The organism is Mesorhizobium sp. LSHC420B00 (assembly GCF_000503055.1).
In the GTDB taxonomy this organism is placed as follows: domain Bacteria; phylum Pseudomonadota; class Alphaproteobacteria; order Rhizobiales; family Rhizobiaceae; genus Mesorhizobium.
Window position 1 is genome coordinate 15,919 of record NZ_AYVY01000042.1, and the last position, 19,749, is coordinate 35,667.

21 protein-coding genes and 1 pseudogene are annotated in these 19,749 nt (G+C 58.7%); 3 read left to right on the top strand and 19 right to left on the bottom strand.

All coding sequences use genetic code 11. The features are described 5' to 3' along the window. Positions 1-743: 743 nt before the first annotated feature. From X760_RS79255 to X760_RS75730, 12 genes and pseudogenes are all read right to left on the bottom strand, one after another. Positions 744-1,385 carry a PHP domain-containing protein gene (locus tag X760_RS79255; RefSeq protein WP_198030577.1) on the bottom strand — a complete coding sequence of 214 codons (642 nt, stop codon included), beginning with the start codon at positions 1,383-1,385 and terminating at the stop codon, positions 744-746. Beyond that, a complete protein-coding gene (locus tag X760_RS79260) occupies positions 1,330-1,719 on the bottom strand; it encodes a hypothetical protein (protein WP_023722581.1) in 390 nt (129 codons plus the stop codon). Before X760_RS79260 ends, X760_RS79255 begins: the two co-directional genes overlap by 56 nt. Continuing rightward, on the bottom strand, positions 1,703-2,530 hold the full coding sequence (locus X760_RS79265; RefSeq protein ID WP_348633263.1) for a helix-hairpin-helix domain-containing protein: 828 nt from the start codon (positions 2,528-2,530) through the stop codon (positions 1,703-1,705). The genes X760_RS79260 and X760_RS79265 overlap by 17 nt, the downstream gene beginning before the upstream one ends. Positions 2,531-2,626: 96 nt before the next feature. Continuing rightward, on the bottom strand, positions 2,627-4,483 hold the full coding sequence (gene ligD, locus X760_RS70825) for a DNA ligase D (RefSeq protein ID WP_156948326.1): 1,857 nt from the start codon (positions 4,481-4,483) through the stop codon (positions 2,627-2,629). A gap of 411 nt (positions 4,484-4,894) precedes the next feature. Further along, entirely contained in the window at positions 4,895-5,041 is a 147-nt protein-coding gene (locus X760_RS76850; RefSeq protein ID WP_156948320.1) for a hypothetical protein, read from the bottom strand. 48 nt (positions 5,042-5,089) lie between these two features. After that, entirely contained in the window at positions 5,090-5,353 is a 264-nt protein-coding gene (locus X760_RS70830) for a DUF982 domain-containing protein (RefSeq protein ID WP_023722585.1), read from the bottom strand. Between the two features lie 8 nt (positions 5,354-5,361). Next, the gene (locus tag X760_RS70835) at positions 5,362-5,607 is read right to left on the bottom strand and encodes a DUF982 domain-containing protein (RefSeq protein WP_023722586.1); all 246 of its coding nucleotides are present in this window, start codon (positions 5,605-5,607) and stop codon (positions 5,362-5,364) included. A 229-nt stretch (positions 5,608-5,836) separates the two neighbouring features. Then, positions 5,837-6,079, bottom strand: coding sequence for a DUF982 domain-containing protein (locus X760_RS70840; RefSeq protein WP_023722587.1), 243 nt, complete (start codon positions 6,077-6,079; stop codon positions 5,837-5,839). A 402-nt stretch (positions 6,080-6,481) separates the two neighbouring features. Beyond that, positions 6,482-6,700: a hypothetical protein gene (locus tag X760_RS70845; protein WP_023722589.1), complete on the bottom strand. Its 219-nt coding sequence runs from the start codon at positions 6,698-6,700 to the stop codon at positions 6,482-6,484. A 268-nt stretch (positions 6,701-6,968) separates the two neighbouring features. After that, the gene (locus X760_RS75725; protein WP_245278766.1) at positions 6,969-7,163 is read right to left on the bottom strand and encodes a hypothetical protein; all 195 of its coding nucleotides are present in this window, start codon (positions 7,161-7,163) and stop codon (positions 6,969-6,971) included. 819 nt (positions 7,164-7,982) lie between these two features. Further along, the gene (locus X760_RS70850) at positions 7,983-8,180 is read right to left on the bottom strand and encodes a hypothetical protein (RefSeq protein ID WP_245278767.1); all 198 of its coding nucleotides are present in this window, start codon (positions 8,178-8,180) and stop codon (positions 7,983-7,985) included. A gap of 739 nt (positions 8,181-8,919) precedes the next feature. Then, positions 8,920-9,118 (bottom strand): annotated as a pseudogene (locus X760_RS75730) (transposase); the annotation flags it as partial. Positions 9,119-9,194: 76 nt separating this feature from the next. Here X760_RS75730 and X760_RS70855 point away from each other — a divergent pair. Next, on the top strand, positions 9,195-9,446 hold the full coding sequence (locus X760_RS70855; RefSeq protein ID WP_023722593.1) for a DUF6074 family protein: 252 nt from the start codon (positions 9,195-9,197) through the stop codon (positions 9,444-9,446). 7 nt (positions 9,447-9,453) lie between these two features. On the opposite strand, the gene X760_RS76860 is transcribed toward X760_RS70855, so the two are convergent. The 3 genes from X760_RS76860 to X760_RS70865 all read right to left on the bottom strand — a co-directional run bounded on the left by X760_RS76860 (position 9,454) and on the right by X760_RS70865 (position 12,803). Further along, positions 9,454-9,735, bottom strand: coding sequence for a hypothetical protein (locus X760_RS76860; protein WP_156948322.1), 282 nt, complete (start codon positions 9,733-9,735; stop codon positions 9,454-9,456). A 418-nt stretch (positions 9,736-10,153) separates the two neighbouring features. After that, positions 10,154-11,065, bottom strand: coding sequence for a hypothetical protein (locus tag X760_RS70860; protein ID WP_023722594.1), 912 nt, complete (start codon positions 11,063-11,065; stop codon positions 10,154-10,156). A gap of 403 nt (positions 11,066-11,468) precedes the next feature. Continuing rightward, positions 11,469-12,803: an FRG domain-containing protein gene (locus X760_RS70865; RefSeq protein ID WP_023722595.1), complete on the bottom strand. Its 1,335-nt coding sequence runs from the start codon at positions 12,801-12,803 to the stop codon at positions 11,469-11,471. A 248-nt stretch (positions 12,804-13,051) separates the two neighbouring features. Here X760_RS70865 and X760_RS70870 point away from each other — a divergent pair, with 248 nt between their 5' ends. Next, positions 13,052-14,278, top strand: coding sequence for a phospholipase D family protein (locus X760_RS70870; RefSeq protein WP_245278769.1), 1,227 nt, complete (start codon positions 13,052-13,054; stop codon positions 14,276-14,278). A 273-nt stretch (positions 14,279-14,551) separates the two neighbouring features. On the opposite strand, the gene X760_RS70875 is transcribed toward X760_RS70870, so the two are convergent. The 3 genes from X760_RS70875 to X760_RS70885 are packed head-to-tail and all read right to left on the bottom strand — an operon-like array spanning position 14,552 to position 17,939. Beyond that, the gene (locus X760_RS70875; protein WP_023722597.1) at positions 14,552-16,477 is read right to left on the bottom strand and encodes a hypothetical protein; all 1,926 of its coding nucleotides are present in this window, start codon (positions 16,475-16,477) and stop codon (positions 14,552-14,554) included. Further along, positions 16,474-17,271 (bottom strand): PP2C family serine/threonine-protein phosphatase, encoded by a 798-nt coding sequence (locus X760_RS70880; RefSeq protein WP_023722598.1) that lies wholly within the window; start codon positions 17,269-17,271, stop codon positions 16,474-16,476. The genes X760_RS70875 and X760_RS70880 overlap by 4 nt, the downstream gene beginning before the upstream one ends. Next, entirely contained in the window at positions 17,271-17,939 is a 669-nt protein-coding gene (locus X760_RS70885) for a VWA domain-containing protein (protein WP_023722599.1), read from the bottom strand. The genes X760_RS70880 and X760_RS70885 overlap by 1 nt, the downstream gene beginning before the upstream one ends. A 251-nt stretch (positions 17,940-18,190) precedes the next feature. Here X760_RS70885 and X760_RS75735 point away from each other — a divergent pair, with 251 nt between their 5' ends. Continuing rightward, positions 18,191-18,802: an SH3 domain-containing protein gene (locus tag X760_RS75735; RefSeq protein WP_023722600.1), complete on the top strand. Its 612-nt coding sequence runs from the start codon at positions 18,191-18,193 to the stop codon at positions 18,800-18,802. Here X760_RS75735 and X760_RS70895 read toward each other — a convergent pair. Beyond that, positions 18,793-19,593 (bottom strand): DUF4236 domain-containing protein, encoded by an 801-nt coding sequence (locus tag X760_RS70895; RefSeq protein WP_084643102.1) that lies wholly within the window; start codon positions 19,591-19,593, stop codon positions 18,793-18,795. The genes X760_RS75735 and X760_RS70895 overlap by 10 nt on opposite strands. Positions 19,594-19,749 lie beyond the last annotated feature (156 nt).

The following is a 19,749-nucleotide window of genomic DNA, read 5'->3' on the forward strand; positions in this document are numbered from 1 at the left end:
TGGCTCCCAATCACGGACGGTCGGGTTGTGGCCCACGTACAGCAGCCAGGCGGCAACGCGCCTGATATCGCACTTTGACATCAACTCTGCCGCTTCCTGTTAGCCGAAGTTGCAAGCGGCCCCGCCAACAACCGTGGTTGCGCCTTTAGGGCATCGTGGTTAGGCGGCGAGCCGCGGGGAAGGCCGCTATGAAACGTGCGCAAAGAAGCGGTCGCGGAAACGCAGCTTCAGCTGGCCATGGCCCCGATGAGAACTCGCACTCCAGTTTGCGCGGCTGGGAAGATTTTGAGAATGACGGGCTCCTGCGATGATAGGCCGGGCGCACAAGCAGGTTAGGACGTTTGCCTGCGCCGTGCGAGATGCGCAAGGAGGGCCGCCAAACGCATCGCGTTCAGGACCCGCTTCGCAGGGACACCGCCCTTGCGCGCCATCTCGACACCCCAATGCATGTGGTCGAGCTNGTTTGCCTGCGCCGTGCGAGATGCGCAAGGAGGGCCGTCAAACGCATCGCGTTCAGGACCCGCTTCGCAGGGACACCGCCCTTGCGCGCCATCTCGACACCCCAATGCATGTGGTCGAGCTCGCGAATCGAATGAGCGTCCGGATTGATGCTGAAGATGCAGCCCTGATCGAGTGCCTTTTGATGCCAGCGCCAGTCGAGGTCGGGTCGCCACGGATGTGCGTTGATTTCGACAGCGACGCCGTGTTTCGCACACGCTTTGAGGACTTTGTCGACGTCGAGATCATNACGGATGTGCGTTGATTTCGACAGCGACGCCGTGTTTCGCACACGCTTTGAGGACTTTGTCGACGTCGAGATCATAACCGGGCCGGCGCAACAGCTGGCGACCGGTCATGTGCCCGATGATTGTCGTCCGAGGATTTCCGATCGCCTCAATGATACGCTCCGTCTGTTCCTTCTTGGGCAACTTGAAGCGGCTGTGCACGCTCGCGACGACGAAATCGAACTGCTCCAAGATATCATTCGGGTAATCGAGCGAGCCATCCGCCAGGATGTCCGCCTCAATGCCCTTCAGTATGCGAAATTTTCCATTGTATGCCTTGTTCAGCCGGTCAGCTTCGCGGTGCTGTTCAGCAATCTCCTGCAACGAAAGGCCGCCTGCATAGTGAGCGGACTGCGAATGATCGGCGACACCATAGTATTCGAAACCGCGGTTGCGCGTGGCTTCAGCCATTGCCTCAAGCGTTTCGGTGCCATCGGATGCGGTCGTGTGAGAATGCAGGATGCCATGCAGATCTTCATCCCGAATGAGGTCGGGCAGCTTCTGCTTTGCCGCTCGCTCAATCTCGTCCCTGCCTTCGCGCAATTCAGGCTCGATAAACTGCAGGTCTAGAGCTTGGTAGATTTCTTCTTCTGTCNTCAATCTCGTCCCTGCCTTCGCGCAATTCAGGCTCGATAAACTGCAGGTCTAGAGCTTGGTAGATTTCTTCTTCTGTCACTGACGCGATCAGCTTTCTCCCGCGATGAAGCCCGTCCGCGTTTAGGGTGAATCCCTTGACGGCCGCGAACGTCTTCAGTTGCTTAAGGTGGTCTGCCGAACCGGTTGCTTCGAGCAGGCTCGCGCCAAAGTGCTTCCTGTCCGTGACAACAAGCCTGAGGGTCGTATCCTCGATTCCAGTCGACTTTCTGGCCTGCGCTACCAGGGCGAAGTCGGAAACAAGCTCGCAACCGCGTCGGAAGTCACCTGCAATTTCCACGCGCGAAAACTCTGGATGCTGTTGCTTTACCGATATGACCGCATGGTGGAGAAGAGCGGCGGCCTTGTGCAGGTGAAGTTGCGTTTCGCCGCTTCGCACGATGGCCAGGTTCTGCAGNCTGAAGCGCGGCGCCGAGGCCTTTGACTGGGCGGATGCGGTCTTCTCTTGCAGCGGCCTCGAGCTCCGCCAGCGAGTTCACGCCGAGCGCCTGATGAAGCTTCAGTATCTTATCGGGACGAAGCCCGGGTATGGCAAACAGCTCCATCACGCCCGCTGGAACATCCTCGCGCAGCTTCTCAAGGCTTGGGTGCGTGCCGGTTTGGTAAAGCTTGGTCACGATGTCTGCGATCGCTTCACCGATCCCCGGGATCTTGGTGAGGGCGCCGGCGGCGATGATCCAATCAAGCGGCTGCGACAGAGCCGTCAGACTGTCTGCCGCGCGCAAGTATGCCTTTGTGCGATAGGGATTGTCGCCNAGTATCTTATCGGGACGAAGCCCGGGTATGGCAAACAGCTCCATCACGCCCGCTGGAACATCCTCGCGCAGCTTTTCAAGGCTCGGGTGCGTGCCGGTTTGGTAAAGCTTGGTCACGATGTCTGCGATCGCATCACCGATCCCCGGGATCTTGGTGAGGGCGCCGGCGGCGATGATCCGATCAAGCGGCTGCGACAGCGCCGTCAGACTTTCTGCCGCGCGCAAGTATGCCTTTGTGCGATAGGGATTATCGCCGCGCATAGACGCCCGTTGCGCGTATTCCCTCAAAAGACTGGCGACGGCCCTCGGATCGATTTTTGCCATGGCTTCAGCCAAACGAGGCCGATCTCCGCAGGTTCCAATCAGGCAAGACCATGAGCGCCGCGTTGCCCTTTAAATCCCGGCTTTTACTGCCTCTTCCCGTGTCGGACGCTACAGATTGGGCAAGGATTGGTCAGCGCGACCCCACCCCGCCAGAGCTTTGGAGGCTGCGCGTTTATTTAATTCAGGAGCATCGCCCACGTGGAAATGAGAGGGCGCATCTATTGTCTTCATCTCCGCCCACGTGATCGGTGCCGCGACAGGAGCCCCCGGACGTGATCTCGCGCTGTAAGGCATGATCGCGGTCGCCCCGCGCTGATTGCGTAGATAGTCCACAAAGATGCGACCCTTGCGGCGCGCCTTTGACAACACGGCCGTGAAATGGGCCGGATCGCTCCGGGCGACCGCCTGCGCCAGGCGAGACGCAAAGTCCTTCACCTGTGGCCACTCGGCGCCAGGGGTGAGCGGCGCGATGACGTGCACTCCTTTGCCTCCCGTCAACATCGGGAAAGTCGTAAGTCCCAGCGATTTAAGGATAGCGCGGAACTGAAAGGCAGCGGCGCGGACGGCCTCAAAATCGAGGCCTTCATCGGGGTCGAGGTCGAAAACGAGGCGGTCAGCCTTTTCGACATCCTCGATCCGAGCCCCCCATCCATGCAGCTCGATCGTTCCCATCTGGACGCAAGTCATGAGTCCGTCGGCATCGTCGACATAGAGATATGGTTCCTCGTGCCCGTCCTTCTCCGTGATGCCGACGTGGTGGACTTTGTCGCCAAAGCTGCCGGCGTCGTGTTTTTGGAAGAAGCACTTCTTCGCGCGGCCCTGTGGGCATCGAACCAGACTGATCGGCCGGCTGCCAACCCAAGGAAGCATGATCGCCGCGACCGCTGCGTAATGGTCGGCAAGCTGTCCCTTGGTGATGTTGGACTCCGGATAGATGACGCGGTCACGGTTACTTATCGCGATGGCGGTTGTCGCAGACGCGGCGAGATCGGCTGCATGACGTTCCGTCTCGATCACGACCGCCTCCGGCTTCTTGTCTTCACGGAGACCAAGATAGCTCGGATGTCGCAACGTCCCTTCATTTGTCATTTCGGTGAAGGCAATCTCAGCGACCAGTTTCGGACGGAGCCAGTGTGCGCCGCGCACTTCGGCGCGTGGTGCGTCGACGGTGGCGGCCTTCTGCTCAAGCGGCGCCATGATCTTCAAGAGACGAAGAAGTTCAGCGGTATCGAAGCCGGTGCCGACTTTGCCGGCGTAACGCAGCTTGCCGCGGTCATGAACGCCAAGGATCAAGGACCGAAACGCGCGGACCTTGTCGGACGGCGTCCAGCCGACAATCACAAATTCCTGCCGCCTGATGCATTTGATCTTCAGCCAGCTTGCGCCGCGGGCCGCCACATAACTCGAATCCGCGAGCTTTGAGATGACGCCCTCAAGGCCGGCTGCGCAGAAGCGATCGAGCAGCTCTTCTCCGCGGCCNGAATCCGCGAGCTTTGAGATGACGCCCTCAAGGCCGGCTGCGCAGAAGCGATCGAGCAGCTCTTCTCCGCGGCCGAGGATATGGTCGGAGTAACGAAGGACCGGATTTTTCGCAGGCAAGATCGCCTCCAGCTTCGCCTTGCGCTCAACAAGAGGAAGCCTTGTCAGATCTTCGCCGTCGAGCTGCAGCAGATCGAACGCATAAAAGTCGATAATCGCCGGGGCACCCTTCAATGCATTCTGAAGCGCCTGGAAGTTAGATCTTCCTTCCGCATCGACAACCACGGCCTCGCCGTCAATCAGGGCGGAGCGCACCTTGAGCTTGCGAGCCTCGGAGAGGATCGAGGGAAAACGCCTAGACCAGTCCAGACCAGATCGTGTGTAGGCTCGCGCCTCGCCACCGCCGACGGCAACGAGAATACGATAGCCGTCGTATTTCATCTCATGGATCCAACGATCGCCGGCAGGGACCGTGTCCACGAGCATCGCGAGTTGGACCGGCCGGAAAGCGGGCGGCGCTGAAGTGACCTCGTCACGAGCGGGCGACTTCGCTTGACTAGCGCTCGACGCATTGATTGCCTTACGCGACGTTGGCTTGACCACTCTGACCTAAACCATACTCAGAGACGAAACAGCGTTATCCGCGTCCAACGCGCGACTACTTCTTTAGTTTCGCTGCAGGCCGTATTGAGCTTTTCGCGATCATTGCCGACCCGTTTGATTAGCGCATCGGCCTGACGCCGTACTTCCTGCCTCCGGCCCTTCCATTCCCGATTTTCGCGCACAGCTCACAGGCAATAATCAAGAGCAGGAATGTGCCCTCAAATGCCGCCACAGCGTATCCGCTTTCTGCCATCGGGTTTCGAAGCCTGACATTCCGGTTCCTGTCCCCCTACCTCAACGTGCCCCATTGACGCCAAGTACCTCGCCCAAAGCAGCTCCGATGCCAGTTTCAAGAAGTGCAAAATGGCTCATAAATGGGCCGACCAGAGTGAATGCTCTCGTATCCGGGTCTATATCGAACAGCGCGGACTTGATCAGCATTAGACAGCCTAACGGGTCCTTCCCAATATAGCCATGAGCACCGGCCTGCTACTCACGGAGCACCCACTCCTCCTTGGCAGCAGCCTCGAAAGCCTGATGGACCTCTTCCGGAGTCACACGGTCCTGAATGTGGGGGTCAATCGGATCGCCCTCCAAGGCTGACAGGCAGAGGGTCGCCGCCTTGTGCCAGCGAGGCCCTCGCCGGGTCCACATCTTGAGCTGCTCAAGGGCTTCCCTCGCATTGTTACAGCCATGCCTGACACCGGTTTCAGTCTTCACGAACACCGGAGGGACGAACCAATGGGTTGCCATGATACCTCCTANTCAGGGGAGAGATACACGTTGGCCTCCTTGGCAGCCGCCTCGAAGGCTTCACGGACCTCTTGGGGGGAGGATTTGCCCTCGAATGCATCGACGCAGGATTGGACAGCCTTGGTCCACTTCGGGCCCTTTGTGTCCCACGCCATGAGTTGCTCGGCGGCTCCCTCGACGTGGCTGACCCCATTGCGAATGCCCGGACGTTTGGTCTTCACGTAGACCGGGGGAGCGAACCAGAGGGGACCCATAAGGGGAACTTAGAGCGCCAAGAGCCCGTTGACCAACCCCGCTTTAGCCGCAGCTAAGGGAACGATGTAGGCCCACGCGGGTTTAGAGGTGGCAGCGGGATTCTTCGTGGATGTGCAGCCGCTGTGGGGGGTCCGTCGCCTCTCCCTCACCGGCGGCGGGCTCCTTTCGCGAAGGCGGTGTTGGTAATAGACACCTAGAACCTTATACCGCATCCAATTTAGCTAATTGTCATTGGGGGACTAATGTCCCCTCCTCTTTTGCAGCAGCCAGGAATGCCTTGCGGGCCTCCTCAGGTTCCATCTCGTCGAAAATCACGGCCATGCAAACGCGCACCGCGAGGTCCCACCAAGGGCCACGCTTGGTCCACTTCATCAGCTCCTCGCCGGCTGTCTCGGCGTTGTTGACGTTGCGAATGATCCCGGGACGCTCGGTCTTGATGGGGACCGGAGGGTTGAACCAGCGGAGAGCCATGCAGTCACTCTTTGTCGGCCCTATCAAGTTCCTCCAGCAAATACCTTTGCTCAGCCGGCAGCTCCNATGCAAACGCGCACCGCGAGGTCCCACCAAGGGCCACGCTTGGTCCACTTCATCAGCTCCTCGCCGGCTGTCTCGGCGTTGTTGACGTTGCGGATGATCCCGGGACGCTCCGTCTTGACGGGGACCGGAGGGTTGAACCAGTGGAGAGCCATACGTCACTCTTTGTCGACCTTATCAAGTTCCTCCAGCAAATACCTTTGCTCAGCCCGCAGTTCCCGTTCTACAGGCAGATTTAGCAGGTTGCGAAGGTAATTGCGGATTACCTCTGACTGGTGAAAATGGCGCAGGGCGGCGCGCTTCCGTTGCGATGCCACAGCGGCTGAAGTTGGCTGACAGCTACTCGCGACAGTCGAAAGCCACGCAGAGGCCCATGGCAGTTGCTGCCTCGACGATCGCCTCGGTTAGTTCTTCGTCGGAGGGCACCAAATAAGGCGCAGTCTCCCGAGCTTCGCGTAGTGCCGCTTTGATCGAGACGGTGTCGCCACGGTCCGTCCTGTTGAGGAGTACAGTGATTGCTTGCTCTAGAAGCGGACCGACCCTTCGCGCGACGCTCATCCAGCCCTCCCCAGGGACACGCCGAAGGGTACTCTACTCCCTACCTGAGCGGCATCAAGGCCATGTACGAATTGTACAAATTGGTACGGCGCTGGGCCGCGACAGTCAGGAATGTTTGTAGAATTTCTGTGGTGGGGATCGGACACCGGCTCGCGAAGACCCTCATGCTCCTCCCTATTGACGCGCCTCGAGCCGCCTTTCTCCCACAATCCCAGGTCGGTCTGTCCTGACGTACACCGCAGGCGAGAACCAATGGGTTGCCATGAGGCTATTCGCGAAGATCGAACCCGACGAACAGGCCAAAGGCTGGGGCAACATTGACAATAAGCTCCACCAGCTCGCAGTCAGTTTCCGCCAGATGTGGCCCGTCTCGGCGCACCGCTGCGATAGTCTCTTTGACGGAGATGATTTGGCCGCGACGGGCTTGTAGGATCAGCTCGTGAACAAGGTGTTTGGCAGTCACCTTGTCGGGTCNCCAGATGTGGCCCGTCTCGGCGCACCGCTGCGATAGTCTCTTTGACGGAGATGATTTGGCCGCGACGGGCTTGTAGGATCAGCTCGTGAACAAGGTGTTTGGCAGTCACTTTGTCGGGTCGGCAGTTCGTCCAAACGTTCATACAAGGCCTCCCACCTCAGCGAGAACCCAAGGGAACATTCATGATCCTCTGTCGAGAAAAATCAAGAAGAATGTTTGACAACTTCTGAGTGGGAATCAGGGGGACAAGCCACGAAGCGAGCCTCTATACTCTTTGACCTGACGCTCAGCCAGCCGGCTAGGGACCTTCTTCCGTCGGGCCCTGTTTGGCCCGATCAATAGCCGCAAGTAATGACTGTAGGGTTGGCGGCAGTTCTGGTTCGACCTCCAGATTTAAGAACGTTTGTACGTGATGACGATAGCCTTCGGAACGGATCAGTTTCCGAAACGCTTGGGAGACAGACTGATGGTCTGCTTTGTTGCTGGTTGTCATGTTCGGGAAGTCCGTCCCAATGAGCCGCAACTCGCCCGCAACGAATGGGTTCCATCAGGAGGTCGGAATATTTGGTAGAAATTTCTGAGCGGGAGATCGGATAACTGGCTCGCGCGAAGACCCCCGTGCCCCTTCGTTTGCCGCAGCATTAATCCTCGCTCGTTGAGCTGAAGATTCGTGTCGGTCTACCTTCGGGGTTGCACTCGTGAATGTTGGAATGCTTGTGCCCAATGTTGCTCACGCTGTGATGCCAATAGAACAGGCACTTGCGGCAGGGTGCCGCAAGGCCGCGACGAATGAAACGCTGGCCCAGTTCAACCCGCGCGACGTCCTTCAAAGCTGGGGGGATCGATCTTCACCAAGCGGTCTGCGGCCTCGACTGCAGTTCGTATCCTGCTGCACAGCGCGAGATTTTCCGCCAGCATTTCTTCGGTGCGTTGAAGCGCGAGCTCGGTCCGGTGGATGCGCTGCCTGGCATTGGCAACTTCCGATATCAAAAGATCGGCCGCCAACCCGTGGCCGTGGGGTTCCATAGTGTCCATGGGTTTCTAGTACATGGGGGCCGATATCGTTCCCTCATGTCCGGCGAAACGGCGGGCCGCAGAAAAGCGCGATTGGCCGAATGAGCAATGCGGTCCCTGTCAAAAACAGCGCCGGAAACAAGCGAACGGCTTCGGCCGCTCTACATCCCACGGGCAGAGGCGGTCACGGTCCAGAGGGCCATTGATCTGTTCAGGCACGACTACAATGTAAGCGAAGACACACTCAGGCGGCTGGTGATCAAGCACCGTCTTCACAACCAGACAATGCCCGGTGCTCCGTGGAGANGTACGACTATAACGTAAGCGAAGACACACTCAGGCGGCTGGTGATCAAGCACCGTCTTCACAACCAGACAATGCCCGGTGCTCCGTGGAGAATAAGCGCTCGCGGGTTGTTGGCTATGGCGCTCGCCGGCGATGATGACGCGCTTGCGCGGTTGAGGCAGGACGATCGCGAGCACCCGGACCTAACTCGGTATTTCAAGCGGCTCGGCATCCCGCGACCCTGACTTGCTATCAAAGTTATGGTCGCTGCGACTGTCTAGAGTAGACATTAAGTAGATGTCGCGGCCCGACAGAGCCCCACACAAGAGCGAACCGTTGCTGCCTTGCGCATCGCCCTCTAGGCCGCCGGCGTCGAGTTCATCCCGGAGAACGGCAGCCGCGCCGGCGTGAGGCTCCGCAAACCTTAGGCCGTAGACTCGTTACTGCGCAGCCACACACCTGCTTTTCGCCATCGGACGAAGCGGTTGCAACAGGTGGTGCGCGGGCTATAGCGCTGAGGCAGGTTCGCGCCATGGAGCACCGGAGCGCAGCACCCAGAAGATGCCGTTCAGCACGCGCCGATCATCAACACGCGGCACACCTATTGGCTTGTTGGGTAGACGCTTTATTCCATTGCTGACCATTGTCCAAAAAGCGCTGTTAACCAAATTTTCTCACCCGCCAATGCTTATTCGCGCGACTGAAGGGGTGAGGTGATCGATGTGTGATTCAAACATAAGCGCGTTTCCGCTGCATCGGCGGCGGAAGTTGGTCGAAGGGATCGCCCGGGTCCTGGAATTCAAGAACGGGGAGGACGCGAACGCCTTCTGGCGCAACACCGCCAAGGCAATTCTCGTTCAACTGTCCGAATCAGGAATTGCACCCGGGGTGGCCGAACAGGAAGTTGGAACGCTTCTTCATGCTGTCTTGGGCGATATCGCCACCCGCAGTGCTGCGAAACTTGCACAATAGCATCGGCTCACGATGAGGGATTGCCGCATAGAGACGCCCCGGGCTCCACAAGCGTAGCACCACTGCATCCGTCAAACGCAGGTTTCTCACTGCGGATGAAAAGATAGCCGCGTTCGTCGAAATCATGCGCGCGAATGTGCTCTCGGGCGAGATACGGTTCCGCCTCGCCTGCCCGGCGGTCATCGACCAAATCGAGGTAGGCGATGCGGAAACCCGCATTCATGGAAGGCCGACGGACCTTTTCCACGAGCTGAACCCGCAAAACCAATGAGCCGCCGTTGACTTCCACACTGCCAATTATGCGACTTTCGAAGCACAAAAGGCGAACATGTAGCGGCGGCCTATGTGTTTTCGACGTAAACAGCACTGGCTCACTTCGGCTATCGGCCGGCTTGTGAATGACCGGAAGAGGCCGCGAACTGCCGGTCCGCTTTCGGGCGGGACGTTGACGAAACCGGACGCAGAGCGTGGCGTGGCGTCTTAGGTTAGGCCGAGTTCGACCCTATGGCTGATACAGGATTATCAAGACCGCGAAGCTCAACGGCATCTATCCGGACGCCTTCGTCGCCAACGCCGCCGCGAAGTTCGCCGTCCACCGTCCGAGATAAGGATGAACTCATGCCTTGAAACTTTCGCCTGCCGCACGGTAGCCTGCTCAAATGGCATGAGCCACGGCGTCCAGAGCACGCTCACGGCCATACCCCTTCTTAGCGGGCGACATCATACCCTTGGTCGAACGCGTGCTCGTTCATATCGATTAGGGATTTTCCGACGATTACGCTGTAGGTCGGTGACCCGAGCGAAGGATAGAACTGGAGCGCAACTGTAATCAGCCCTTTTCCCGGCCGCTCAACGGCCCGACCGATGTGGGCGTTCACGAGGTTCTCGGGAGCGCTGCCGGGCGGGGGTGGACCATAGTAGCCACCCACGTATTTCGATATGTCGTCCTCTCTGTTGAGGATGATGTCGGTCAGTGTTGGCTCGAACACATCAAGGCCGAGTTCCGCCACGGCATAAGCGTGGGCCGTTTTGGCAAGGAAGCGAAGAAAGTGCGGCCGATTGACCGCGCCGATCTCCATGGCGACGTTTTTGCTACCCGTCTCCTCGGCGACCTCGCGGCAGAGCTTCTGGACAGTCTCTTTGTCGTCGCAGTAATACCAAGGCCTCCCATTGTCATCGCCTGGAATGGCACTTGGGCGCGTGATGCGTGGCTCGGGAAGCTGCCACAGGCTCAATGCCAGAGGGAGGTTCGCTATTGGAATGGTGCGCAGACCCAAGTGCCGCAGGTCCTGGCCTCGATCATCTACCTCCTTAAAGCTGACGTTGGCGTGGGTCGGACGCTTTTTCGGCTTAGTGCGGCTAGGAGCATCGATCTGACGACGGAAATTACCCAGCTGTTTCAGGAGGACCTCCTGCTCGTATCGCTGGATTGTCCTCGCGCATTCCTCGCAGGAGCCGTCCAGGAAGACAATGGCGTTTGCCCCGATCGCAAACGGGATCACATGCTCGTTGGTCAGCTTGGCCGGAGGAATAGGCACCCGGCGGCAATAGATACATCCGCCCGGTGAGGGGATGCGCCGTCCTTGGCCCTTCTCCAAATCGTATTCGCGTAGTTTCATGTCTGATCTCTGCTAAACCCAAGCTCCTCAGAGCTGTCTTCCCGGCCACTTATCCGCCGAGCCTCCCCATAGCGGAGTCCCCCTTCCTGCCTATTACATACAGGTCAGCGAACATGCATTATAGAAGCGCCTCCTATAGCTCACAGATTGGCCGATAGCGGAACGGAAGCTATCGGATGACTGGACTAGGAAGCCGACCTTGGCATCAGTTGACAAGGGACCTCCACGAGGGCGGCAAGCTGTAAAAACAGGAAACAACGGCGCAAACGCTTATCAGTGTATATCGAACCAGATGAATGACTAAACGAAACATCGTGGGAAACACGCTTGCATGGATGAACGGAAAGGACGAGGCGAAACGGATCTTGATATATGAACACACCATTATTTCGGCATTTGAGCTTCACGCGACCTCGTGCTTCTTCGCGATGTCGCTGGCAGCCTTTTCGATGCCCGGATAGATTGTACTGGCCTTGATGTTCAGCTTGTCAAGCTGCGCTAGTATTGCGTTCTTCTGACGGATACGGACCCGAGACACAGATATGCTGCTGTGGCCGGTTTCGGGAAGGATCGCGTCCTTTCCGAAAAGCAGGAATGCGCCTGACTGTGAGACCATGCGCTCGTGGGTGTTGCGCGCTCTGACGAAAACTATCTTCTGCAGGTCGGATGGCTCGATGCGGTTATCGAAATACGGTTTTTCCCGCTTTATGAAGTGAAGGAGTTTGATAGCATCCGCCGTGCCGTTAAACGCAAGACGCGGTAGCGTGAGATCCATTCTGTTTGCCTCCTCCTCCTTCATGAGGCAGAGGTTGGAGATACAGCTCACGCGATCAGAATCGAAATGGAGAACGTCCGCGCTCGGAGCGCGGAGGATCACCACTTCCCCGTCGAGTTCATTGCCCGCCTGATCCTTCTTGGATTCAGAACAGCAGAAATAAAGGGCGACGAGCGGATTTGAGCTTACATCGAGGAGCCGCGTCGGAAGTCCGAAGTGTTGCATTCTTACCAAGCGGTCCAGCATGGAGCGGTCACGAACAAATTGGGCATCCTGAACGCTTAACAGTTCCCGCACCATCACCTCTTCCTTTGGGAGATAACGATACCCGCCGGTTTGGTTTCTGCGAAAAAGTGATGGTTCGAGCCGATAGTTGAAATCGGAATGTCCCCGGTAGAAGATTTCCTCTCCCGGGTGTTCCACGAGTCCTAAGACGTATGTCATGAACTCCTGAAGTGTATCGACAATTGGCAAGGCCGGCTGGGCTGGCTGTGGTGGATTCAGCACTGGAACTGCAATTGCAGGCGGCTGCGGAGTTATGGCCTGCAGTGCCGTAGCAAGGTCGGCAGCCTTGATCGCCCAGTGTGTCCGGTGAAGCTCAAACTTCTCCATCCGGAACGCCATCCGGAACGCCTCCCGGTTCACTACCGGGACGTTGCCGAAGTTATGGCTCAGTTGGAATGTGTAATGAATCTCGCTTCCAACAACGGAGAGATTGGATACACGCCCAAGTCTTATGCGAAAATGCTCCTGGCCGTGTAGGTCGCGGTCAAGTTCGCTCATAAAAACGGCGGGTAGCTGGGCGAGGTATGCTAAATTCGCTACGGAAATCGGTTGGAAGCTGGTGACGATTGAGGGGTCTGTATATTCAAGGAAGCGCGAAAGAATGAATGTATCGTTGTGTGGGACGCCGGGCTGCACGTCCCACACGGCGTCCCCGCCGGCCATCAATAGGCTGAACACGTACTCAAGCCCTCCACCTGTCGGAATCTATGCTAGCCTGCTGTGTAGCAGTGGCACAGGAAACTTTTGAATATCTTAAGCACACAGTTTGATTGCGGAAGCCTCTGCGCTACCTTCGGCGCGAACACTATTGTCCTCACACGCTTGGAGAACAATGAAGCACCTCGACGAGCCGACTTGGAATGGCCTCTGGTCCGATCGTTAGCTCGGACGATCATCGGTAAGCTGACGTAGGAGATGGCGACGCTGTGCGTCCGCTTCTAAGTGATGGGCAACTTGCTTTAGAAACCGGGATTGGAATGACCGGCATGGAGTGCCAATTGGAAAATTTTCGACTTATCGATAAGGGGTGGGCTGAGGAAATCGACAGCGAGATGAGATTGCGGCCAGCGGCTCTGCGGATCATTTGTCCATTCATCAAACTGTCCACGACAAAGCTCTTTCTGAAACTGGGTGCGCCCAAGACTATTGAGGTAATCACTCGTTTCGACCTCAATGTCTTCAATGCGGGCGTGAGCGATCTCAAGGCGCTTGAAATACTTCTTGGCGCAGGGGCGAGAGTCCGAGGGATCACGGGACTTCACTCGAAAATGTACCTGTTTGGCAGCTCCTCCGCCATTGTCACCAGCGCCAATCTCACCGAGGCGGCGATGTTCCGCAACAAAGAGTTTGGCTTCTGCGCCAGTGAACCTGGAATCGTGTCGCACTGCATGGACTACTTCGTCGCCTTATGGAGCAGGACGAAGAACGACCTAGCTCCTGACCAAATCGCGGATTGGACCAAGAAGCTTGCCGGCGTTCGTATGATTCCGATGATTCCAACGTCCGCCTTGCCGGATTACGGAGAGTCGGTGGAGCTGGAATCGCCTTTCGTATCAGATAGGTCGACTGGAGCTCCCCTCCAATCGTTCGTCAAGTTCTTCGGTCGCGCAGACAATCGGGCGGAGCTGGGCATGGAGATTGGACAAGAGGTTGCGCGGTCTGGCTCGCATTGGGCGTGCACTTACCCGACCGGAAAGCGCCCGAGGCAGGTCCAGGACGGTGCAGTCATGTTCATGGCGCGAATGATGCTTGATCGTAGCGACTATCGTATCTACGGAAGGGCCATAGGGCGAAAGCACACGCCGGGCGTTGACGACGCAACGCGGGGCGACATCGCAGCTCGCACCTGGAAGACCGAGTGGTCTCACTACGTCCGGGTTCACACCCCAGTCTTCATCGATGGACCGCTTTTGGCTGGGGTATCGATGGCCGACATGATGGAGGAATTGGGGTCGGCAGCCTTCGCTCCAACCTTCAGAAATCAGTCGGCAGGTAATGGGAACACAAATCCGCGCCGGGCCATCATGCGCAAACCAGCGATCGAACTGACACCACAAGCCTACTCTTGGATCTCATCCCGACTCGATGACGCGTTCCTTAAGCACGGCACGTTGGACATCTCCGCGCCTGAGTTCGACGGGCCGCATCCATAGACGTTGATTACATACCGTGTGGCTTAGCTCGAATCTCCTGGACGACCTCCCGCGCATTACTTGGCGATGACAGCTTTTGGGCAGAGACAAGGCTCACGGCAACGTCCACATTGAGGGCGCAAAGCCGCCGTTCACCTCTCTTCAAGTCAGCGCTCCGGCCGGCAAAAATCGTCGAGGCCTCCAACGTAAATCGGTATTTCACACTGACGCGCAACCATGATGAAGGTATGCCACAACTCACCGAGCCTGATTGGCGATCCAGCGTTAGCCGTCTCAACCTGAAATCGCGGCAACGTTTGCCGACGACTGATCCAATACCAACCGCAATCGCTCCATTTCCGGGCGACTGTGTTCGCGGGCGGCAAGAATCTGGGCTCTTGTCTGCTTGAGTTGCTCAAGACCGAGAATCAAGGCGCCCTGCAGCCGCTTGCGGTCGCCGAGAATATCCTGGTCAATCTGCGCGATATCGCGTGGATCGATCGCTCGTGACGGATCGAAGACAAAGCGGGCTTCGACGGACCTTCGCCAATTCAACAACTTCTGCGCGGTTTTGGGTCCGAATCCGGGCACGCTGTAAAGCTTGTTTCTCTCGACATCGAGCGCTGTTTCGATGCCATACGACTCTAGCACCTGTTTCTTGCCCGGTCCGATGCTCTCGATCTTTGCCGATGAGATTTCAAAGTTGTCCAGGAACCGGTGCAGCTGCGCCTGACGGCGGTTGCGCTCAAGCTCCGAGAGCCTGGCTACCCGTTTGGAAGGCAAGATGTCCCATTCGCGCCTGAGCGCGGCGAGGACCGTTTTTTGCCTGTCGAAAGCATCCGGCCCGGCCCTCTGCATCCATGAGGATTGCGCGTTCTTCCATTGGGTGGCGGCCTCGGCGGCGACACGCCGGTATTCCGCAGCCTCACTGTCCCTGTTCAGGAGACCTCTCAGTCCCAGAAAGACCCCCAAGGCGATGCCCGCCACCCATATCTGCGCCATCATCAAGCCGGCGACGCCGACCACTGCGGCCGCTATTCCGGCCCGGAAGTTGGTGCGGCGCGCGTGCCCCTTGATCTTCAAGGCGTTGGGATCGGGTGTCACATTCTTCTCGGAGACGGTCGGCACCGGTCCGGGATGCGGGATGGCGTCCACCTGCCGCTGGAATCCGGCGATATCGAAAAGAGTCGCCCCGCCGGCGGGAACAACGGTTGAGAACAGCGGGACGCCGGTGGCACCTTCCATTTTGCACCAAGGGCACGGCGATGAGCCAAGTGACCAGTGGCTGGAATTGGCGGAGCACTGCTTGAGGTTCGCTTCAAGTTCCGCCAGGGCAGCCACCCAGTCCCGGGCCACGGGCCTGCCAGCCGACGTTCCCCTTTGCGAGAAGGCATCCTCAAACATTTTTGTAAGTCGTGGGCCGACGATGGCAAGTTCGGGGGAACTCGGAGGCCTCGCCATTCCGACCGCGGCGGCGTTCGCCCCGTACGGAAAGCGGTACTCCTCGATCGCCTTCGAAATCGGCATGTCGCCGGTTCCCGCGTAGCGGCCGGCAAAGGGGTGTTTTCCCATGAACAGCAACAGGAACATCATCACGGCCAAACCGAAATTGTCGTGATTGGGCGTCCTCACGATGCCCGAAAACGATCTGCCCTGCAGCTCCGGCGGTGTGAAGGTCTCGATGCCCACCTCGCAAAGATATTGCTGGCCCAGATAGGAGACCTGGAAGCTGTCACAGTCGATCAGACGCACGGTAGCGTCCTGTGCAACGAGGACACCGCCGTGGTTCACGTCGCCGATGACGCAGGCATTGTCGTGAACGGCCGCAAATGCCCGCGCGGTGTTTGCCGCCACACGTGTCAGAAATCGCCAATCAACTCGTTGAAAGTCGGTTCTGCGGCTTTTGGGGCTGTAGAGCTGATGGATGCTCTTACGCCCGCTGATCTTCGGCATGATCAGCCCGATGGGCTTGCTGTCCTTGGAACAGACAAGCCCTGTCGGCCAGGCCGTCAGTTTTTCAAGGGACTCGGTCTTGATCTTGCCCATCGCTCGGATCTTGTCGATCCTCTGCTGCTCGAGTGGCCGGTGGTAGATTTTGGCGACATGGTTCTTGTGTGCAGCCAGGTCGTAGACGGCGCCCTCGCCGCCCTGGCCGACGATTTCGCCAAGCTTGAGGGCTTCCCCTCGCAGGGTGAACACCTCGCGAACCTTGGCATTCATTTTGCGGCCACCATCGGTTCAGCCGGCGATCTCGTGGCCAATATCAAGGACTTGTCGTCATCGGTCCTCTCGCAGATCTGCGGCGACAGCAGATAAGCCTTCAGCCCATCCGACAGCGTGGAATCCTCGCCCGCAGCCGCCGATCGTCTGACCGCGGGAAACATCGAATCGAAGAAGGGCTGATGGACGCTGCGCGAAGCCTGGTGCAAGACGAGGTTCTCGATACCGTCCGAGAAGAGCGCGACCTCGTCAATGCGGCGCGGCGCGAACTCGAATTCGAGGGCATCCGCGAGATTTGACGACGTGACGAAGTTGGTCGTGTTGGCAAACTCGCCGTGCTGCGGCCAGAACACGTAGGACCATCCGTCTTCACTGCCGTGCGAAACAACCATTGCGCCGTCGCCGACCTGGAAGAACACGGTGCTTGTGGGGCCGAGGATGGCAACAAGCAGGGTGCATGCATAATCGCGCACCTCGTGTCCGAGGGCGCGCGCATGGGCGGCGATGCGCTCGGCAATTTCGGTCACCCAGCCCAACGCCTTTGGCCGATCGATCTGATCGAGCGCACCGTTCTCTGTGAAGTGCACGAAAATGAGCTCCAGCAGGTTCTGCCCGGCCAGCCAAGACCCAACCTCCGAGTGCGCCGCACTGCCAGCGCCGTCGCAGACAGCGGCCGCGAGGACTGGACCTTCCCTGCCCTCGATCAGGGCATGGACCGAATTATCCTGACAGGGCTTACCGGCCGTGACATGCGAAGTGCCGATGGCGCTAGCCGACGCTATGCGCCAAGACATCACACCTCGGCCCAACCTGCGGGAGATTGGAGCGCCACGGTCTGTCCGACCTGCGACTGCGAGACGCCTGACAGCGATGCTGAGAGCCATGAGAACAGCTCGCGGAATTTGAGGCCACTTAGCTTCAGCGGCTGGCGTGTGGAGAGCTTGGCAAGGATGTCCATGTTGGCACCCTCGACGCCAACGGCGAAGAACGAAAACGCCTTTGCCGCCTCGCCGGATTTGACCGCGTGTTCGGCCGCAACGATGCTGTCCGTGGGTGCGCCGTCCGTCATCAGAAAGACCCAGGGGCGATAATAGGAGATGCCGTTCGCGCGGTACTCATCCTTGCGACGTCGCAACATCTCTAGGCCTTGCTCGATCGCCGCACCCATTGGGGTGTCGCCGCTGGTCACCAGCGTGCTCGGCGTAAACAGGTCAGCGGTCTGGAAAGGCGCGACGATGTTGACCGGGCCGAAGGTGACGATCGCGACCTCGACGCGTTTCATCGCCAGGCTGTCCGCCGCGAGCTCGTCCTTAAAGGCGACAAGGCCCTGGTTCAGCGCGTCGATCGGCGCTCCGTTCATCGAATAGGACGTGTCGAGCAGAAGGAGGCATGGACAGCGAGGTTCGGGGTTATCCGCGAACTCTGCAGCCCCAAACGGTATCTGATCAAACTGGTTGGACATTTTACTCGCCTTTTCGCCGAAATATCGCTTCCCGCAAGCCCGGGTCTCCCGGCATTCGGCAGGTAGCGTCCAAAAATTATTGAAACCGGAATTGCAAAGCGCGTCGATGCGCTAGCCCGCCCCAATTTTCAATCCCCTTCCCTATCTACAGATGCTCGGTTTCTGCTGTCAATTGACTTGAGATTTAGCCACCAAAAAGTCGATTCGACTTTCGCGGACTGCTCTGTTTTGTATTGTGCAGGGAGGGTGAAATGGTCAGCCAACAACGGATCGGCTGGGGCATCGCGGTTTTCTGCGCTATCGGGTGGGGCATGTCGAGCATCGACGCCCGATCGCCACCCCCCGCCCCGCCCGCGGTCCCCGCGGCAACCACCTCCGCGGCGCCTCAGGCACAGCCGAACAACCGCTCGATTGCCTATGCAAAGCCCGACGCGGTGGCTGCCCAGAAGCCCAACCCCACCCCGTTGGTTCGCTGGCTGTACACCACCAAAAACGTCCGTGTCAGGGTCGCGCCGGACACCGGGGCGCGTATCATCACCACGCTTCCGCTGGGGGACCTGGTCCAGACCAATGGTCAACAAGGTGACTGGTACAATGTGACGGTCTCCGCACGGATCGGATGGATCCATGGCGGCTACCTCAGCGAGGCGAAGCCGGTCGAGCTGACTTCGACCACACCGGTCGCGCCAGCGGCTGTATCAGATGACGGCACCGTTTCGGAGCATGCTTCGGGCGATCCTGTCAGAGATCCCGTGGTCGGCAGATGCGACTGCCCATACGACCTGATGCGCAATGGGCGTTTGTGCGGGGGCCGGAGCGCTTATAGCAGGCCAGGCGGCAGAAGCCCGGTGTGCTACTGGTAGGAGGGCTGCGCCGCCAGCAGCGAGCGGTTGATCCACCCGAATGTGACTTTGTCCTTGCTGACCCGGGCCCAGCGACCATTGATTTCGACCATAGTCAGAGCGGTGCCGGCGGGCACCTGCCTCACCACGGTGCCGCCCATGGAAGGATCCGAACGGATGTTCGCGGTCCTGGTCACGACTGCCGTTGGGAATTGCTCGCTTTGCGGCTGCTCGACCGCTGCCGAGGAACCCAGATCGGTTCCGAATGATGTGCTTGGCGGTTTCTGATCACCAGCGGAGGTGGGCCAGCCATCGCCAACGGGTGTGTCCTGCTGAACCGGCGCTTTGGCTGCTTCCACAAATGGCGGCAGATTCGAAGGGCTGATGTCGCGGCTTGCCGGCGGCAGCGGTTGGGTCTGTCCTGGTTCCTGGCGGACGGTTCGGGCTGCCAATGTCAGGCTTGGCGCAGCGCCGGATTTTGTGTCGGAATTCTGGGCCAGCAAGGCCGCCCCCACACCGACGCCGATAACAAGCAACGAGACTTGCGCCACCCGGCTTCCCCTGGCGGCGTGGTAGATCAGGGCCACGAGTGCTGCGATCAATAAACCCAGAAAAAGAGCTGATTTGCCGCTGAGCTTGGAAGAATAGGACATGCCCGAACCGGGCAAACCGGCCGTGCTCTGAATGCCGCCGCGGCCCATGTTCAACGTGGATCCGGGCTTGCCAAAGGAGGCACTGCTGAGCCCTTTCCCGGTAACGTTTAGGCGAATGCCGGGAATAAGCCTCAATGACTTTCTGTATCTAAACCCCACTGCGCCCCCGCGCGTATTTTGAAGCGAACATTAGCGTTTGAGCACTTGCTAAGCAACTTCCATTTCATACAACTCGAGGCCAACTAGTCTATCCATTTGAAAGTTACGTTCGCGCTTACCGGCTTCGCCGCAACGGCCTCCACTTTGGCCGAGCCT

Bases quoted from the DNA above. Each gene is read 5' to 3' on its own strand.
- X760_RS70885 (WP_023722599.1), bottom strand. From the start codon at position 17,939: ATGTCCAACCAGTTTGATCAGATACCGTTTGGGGCTGCAGAGTTCGCG.
- X760_RS70880 (WP_023722598.1), bottom strand. From the start codon at position 17,271: ATGTCTTGGCGCATAGCGTCGGCTAGCGCCATCGGCACTTCGCATGTC.
- X760_RS75735 (WP_023722600.1), top strand. From the start codon at position 18,191: ATGGTCAGCCAACAACGGATCGGCTGGGGCATCGCGGTTTTCTGCGCT.
- X760_RS70855 (WP_023722593.1), top strand. From the start codon at position 9,195: ATGTGTGATTCAAACATAAGCGCGTTTCCGCTGCATCGGCGGCGGAAG.
- X760_RS76850 (WP_156948320.1), bottom strand. From the start codon at position 5,041: ATGCTGATCAAGTCCGCGCTGTTCGATATAGACCCGGATACGAGAGCA.
- X760_RS70830 (WP_023722585.1), bottom strand. From the start codon at position 5,353: ATGGCAACCCATTGGTTCGTCCCTCCGGTGTTCGTGAAGACTGAAACC.
- X760_RS70860 (WP_023722594.1), bottom strand. From the start codon at position 11,065: ATGAAACTACGCGAATACGATTTGGAGAAGGGCCAAGGACGGCGCATC.
- X760_RS70840 (WP_023722587.1), bottom strand. From the start codon at position 6,079: ATGGCTCTCCGCTGGTTCAACCCTCCGGTCCCCATCAAGACCGAGCGT.
- X760_RS70845 (WP_023722589.1), bottom strand. From the start codon at position 6,700: ATGAGCGTCGCGCGAAGGGTCGGTCCGCTTCTAGAGCAAGCAATCACT.
- X760_RS70875 (WP_023722597.1), bottom strand. From the start codon at position 16,477: ATGAATGCCAAGGTTCGCGAGGTGTTCACCCTGCGAGGGGAAGCCCTC.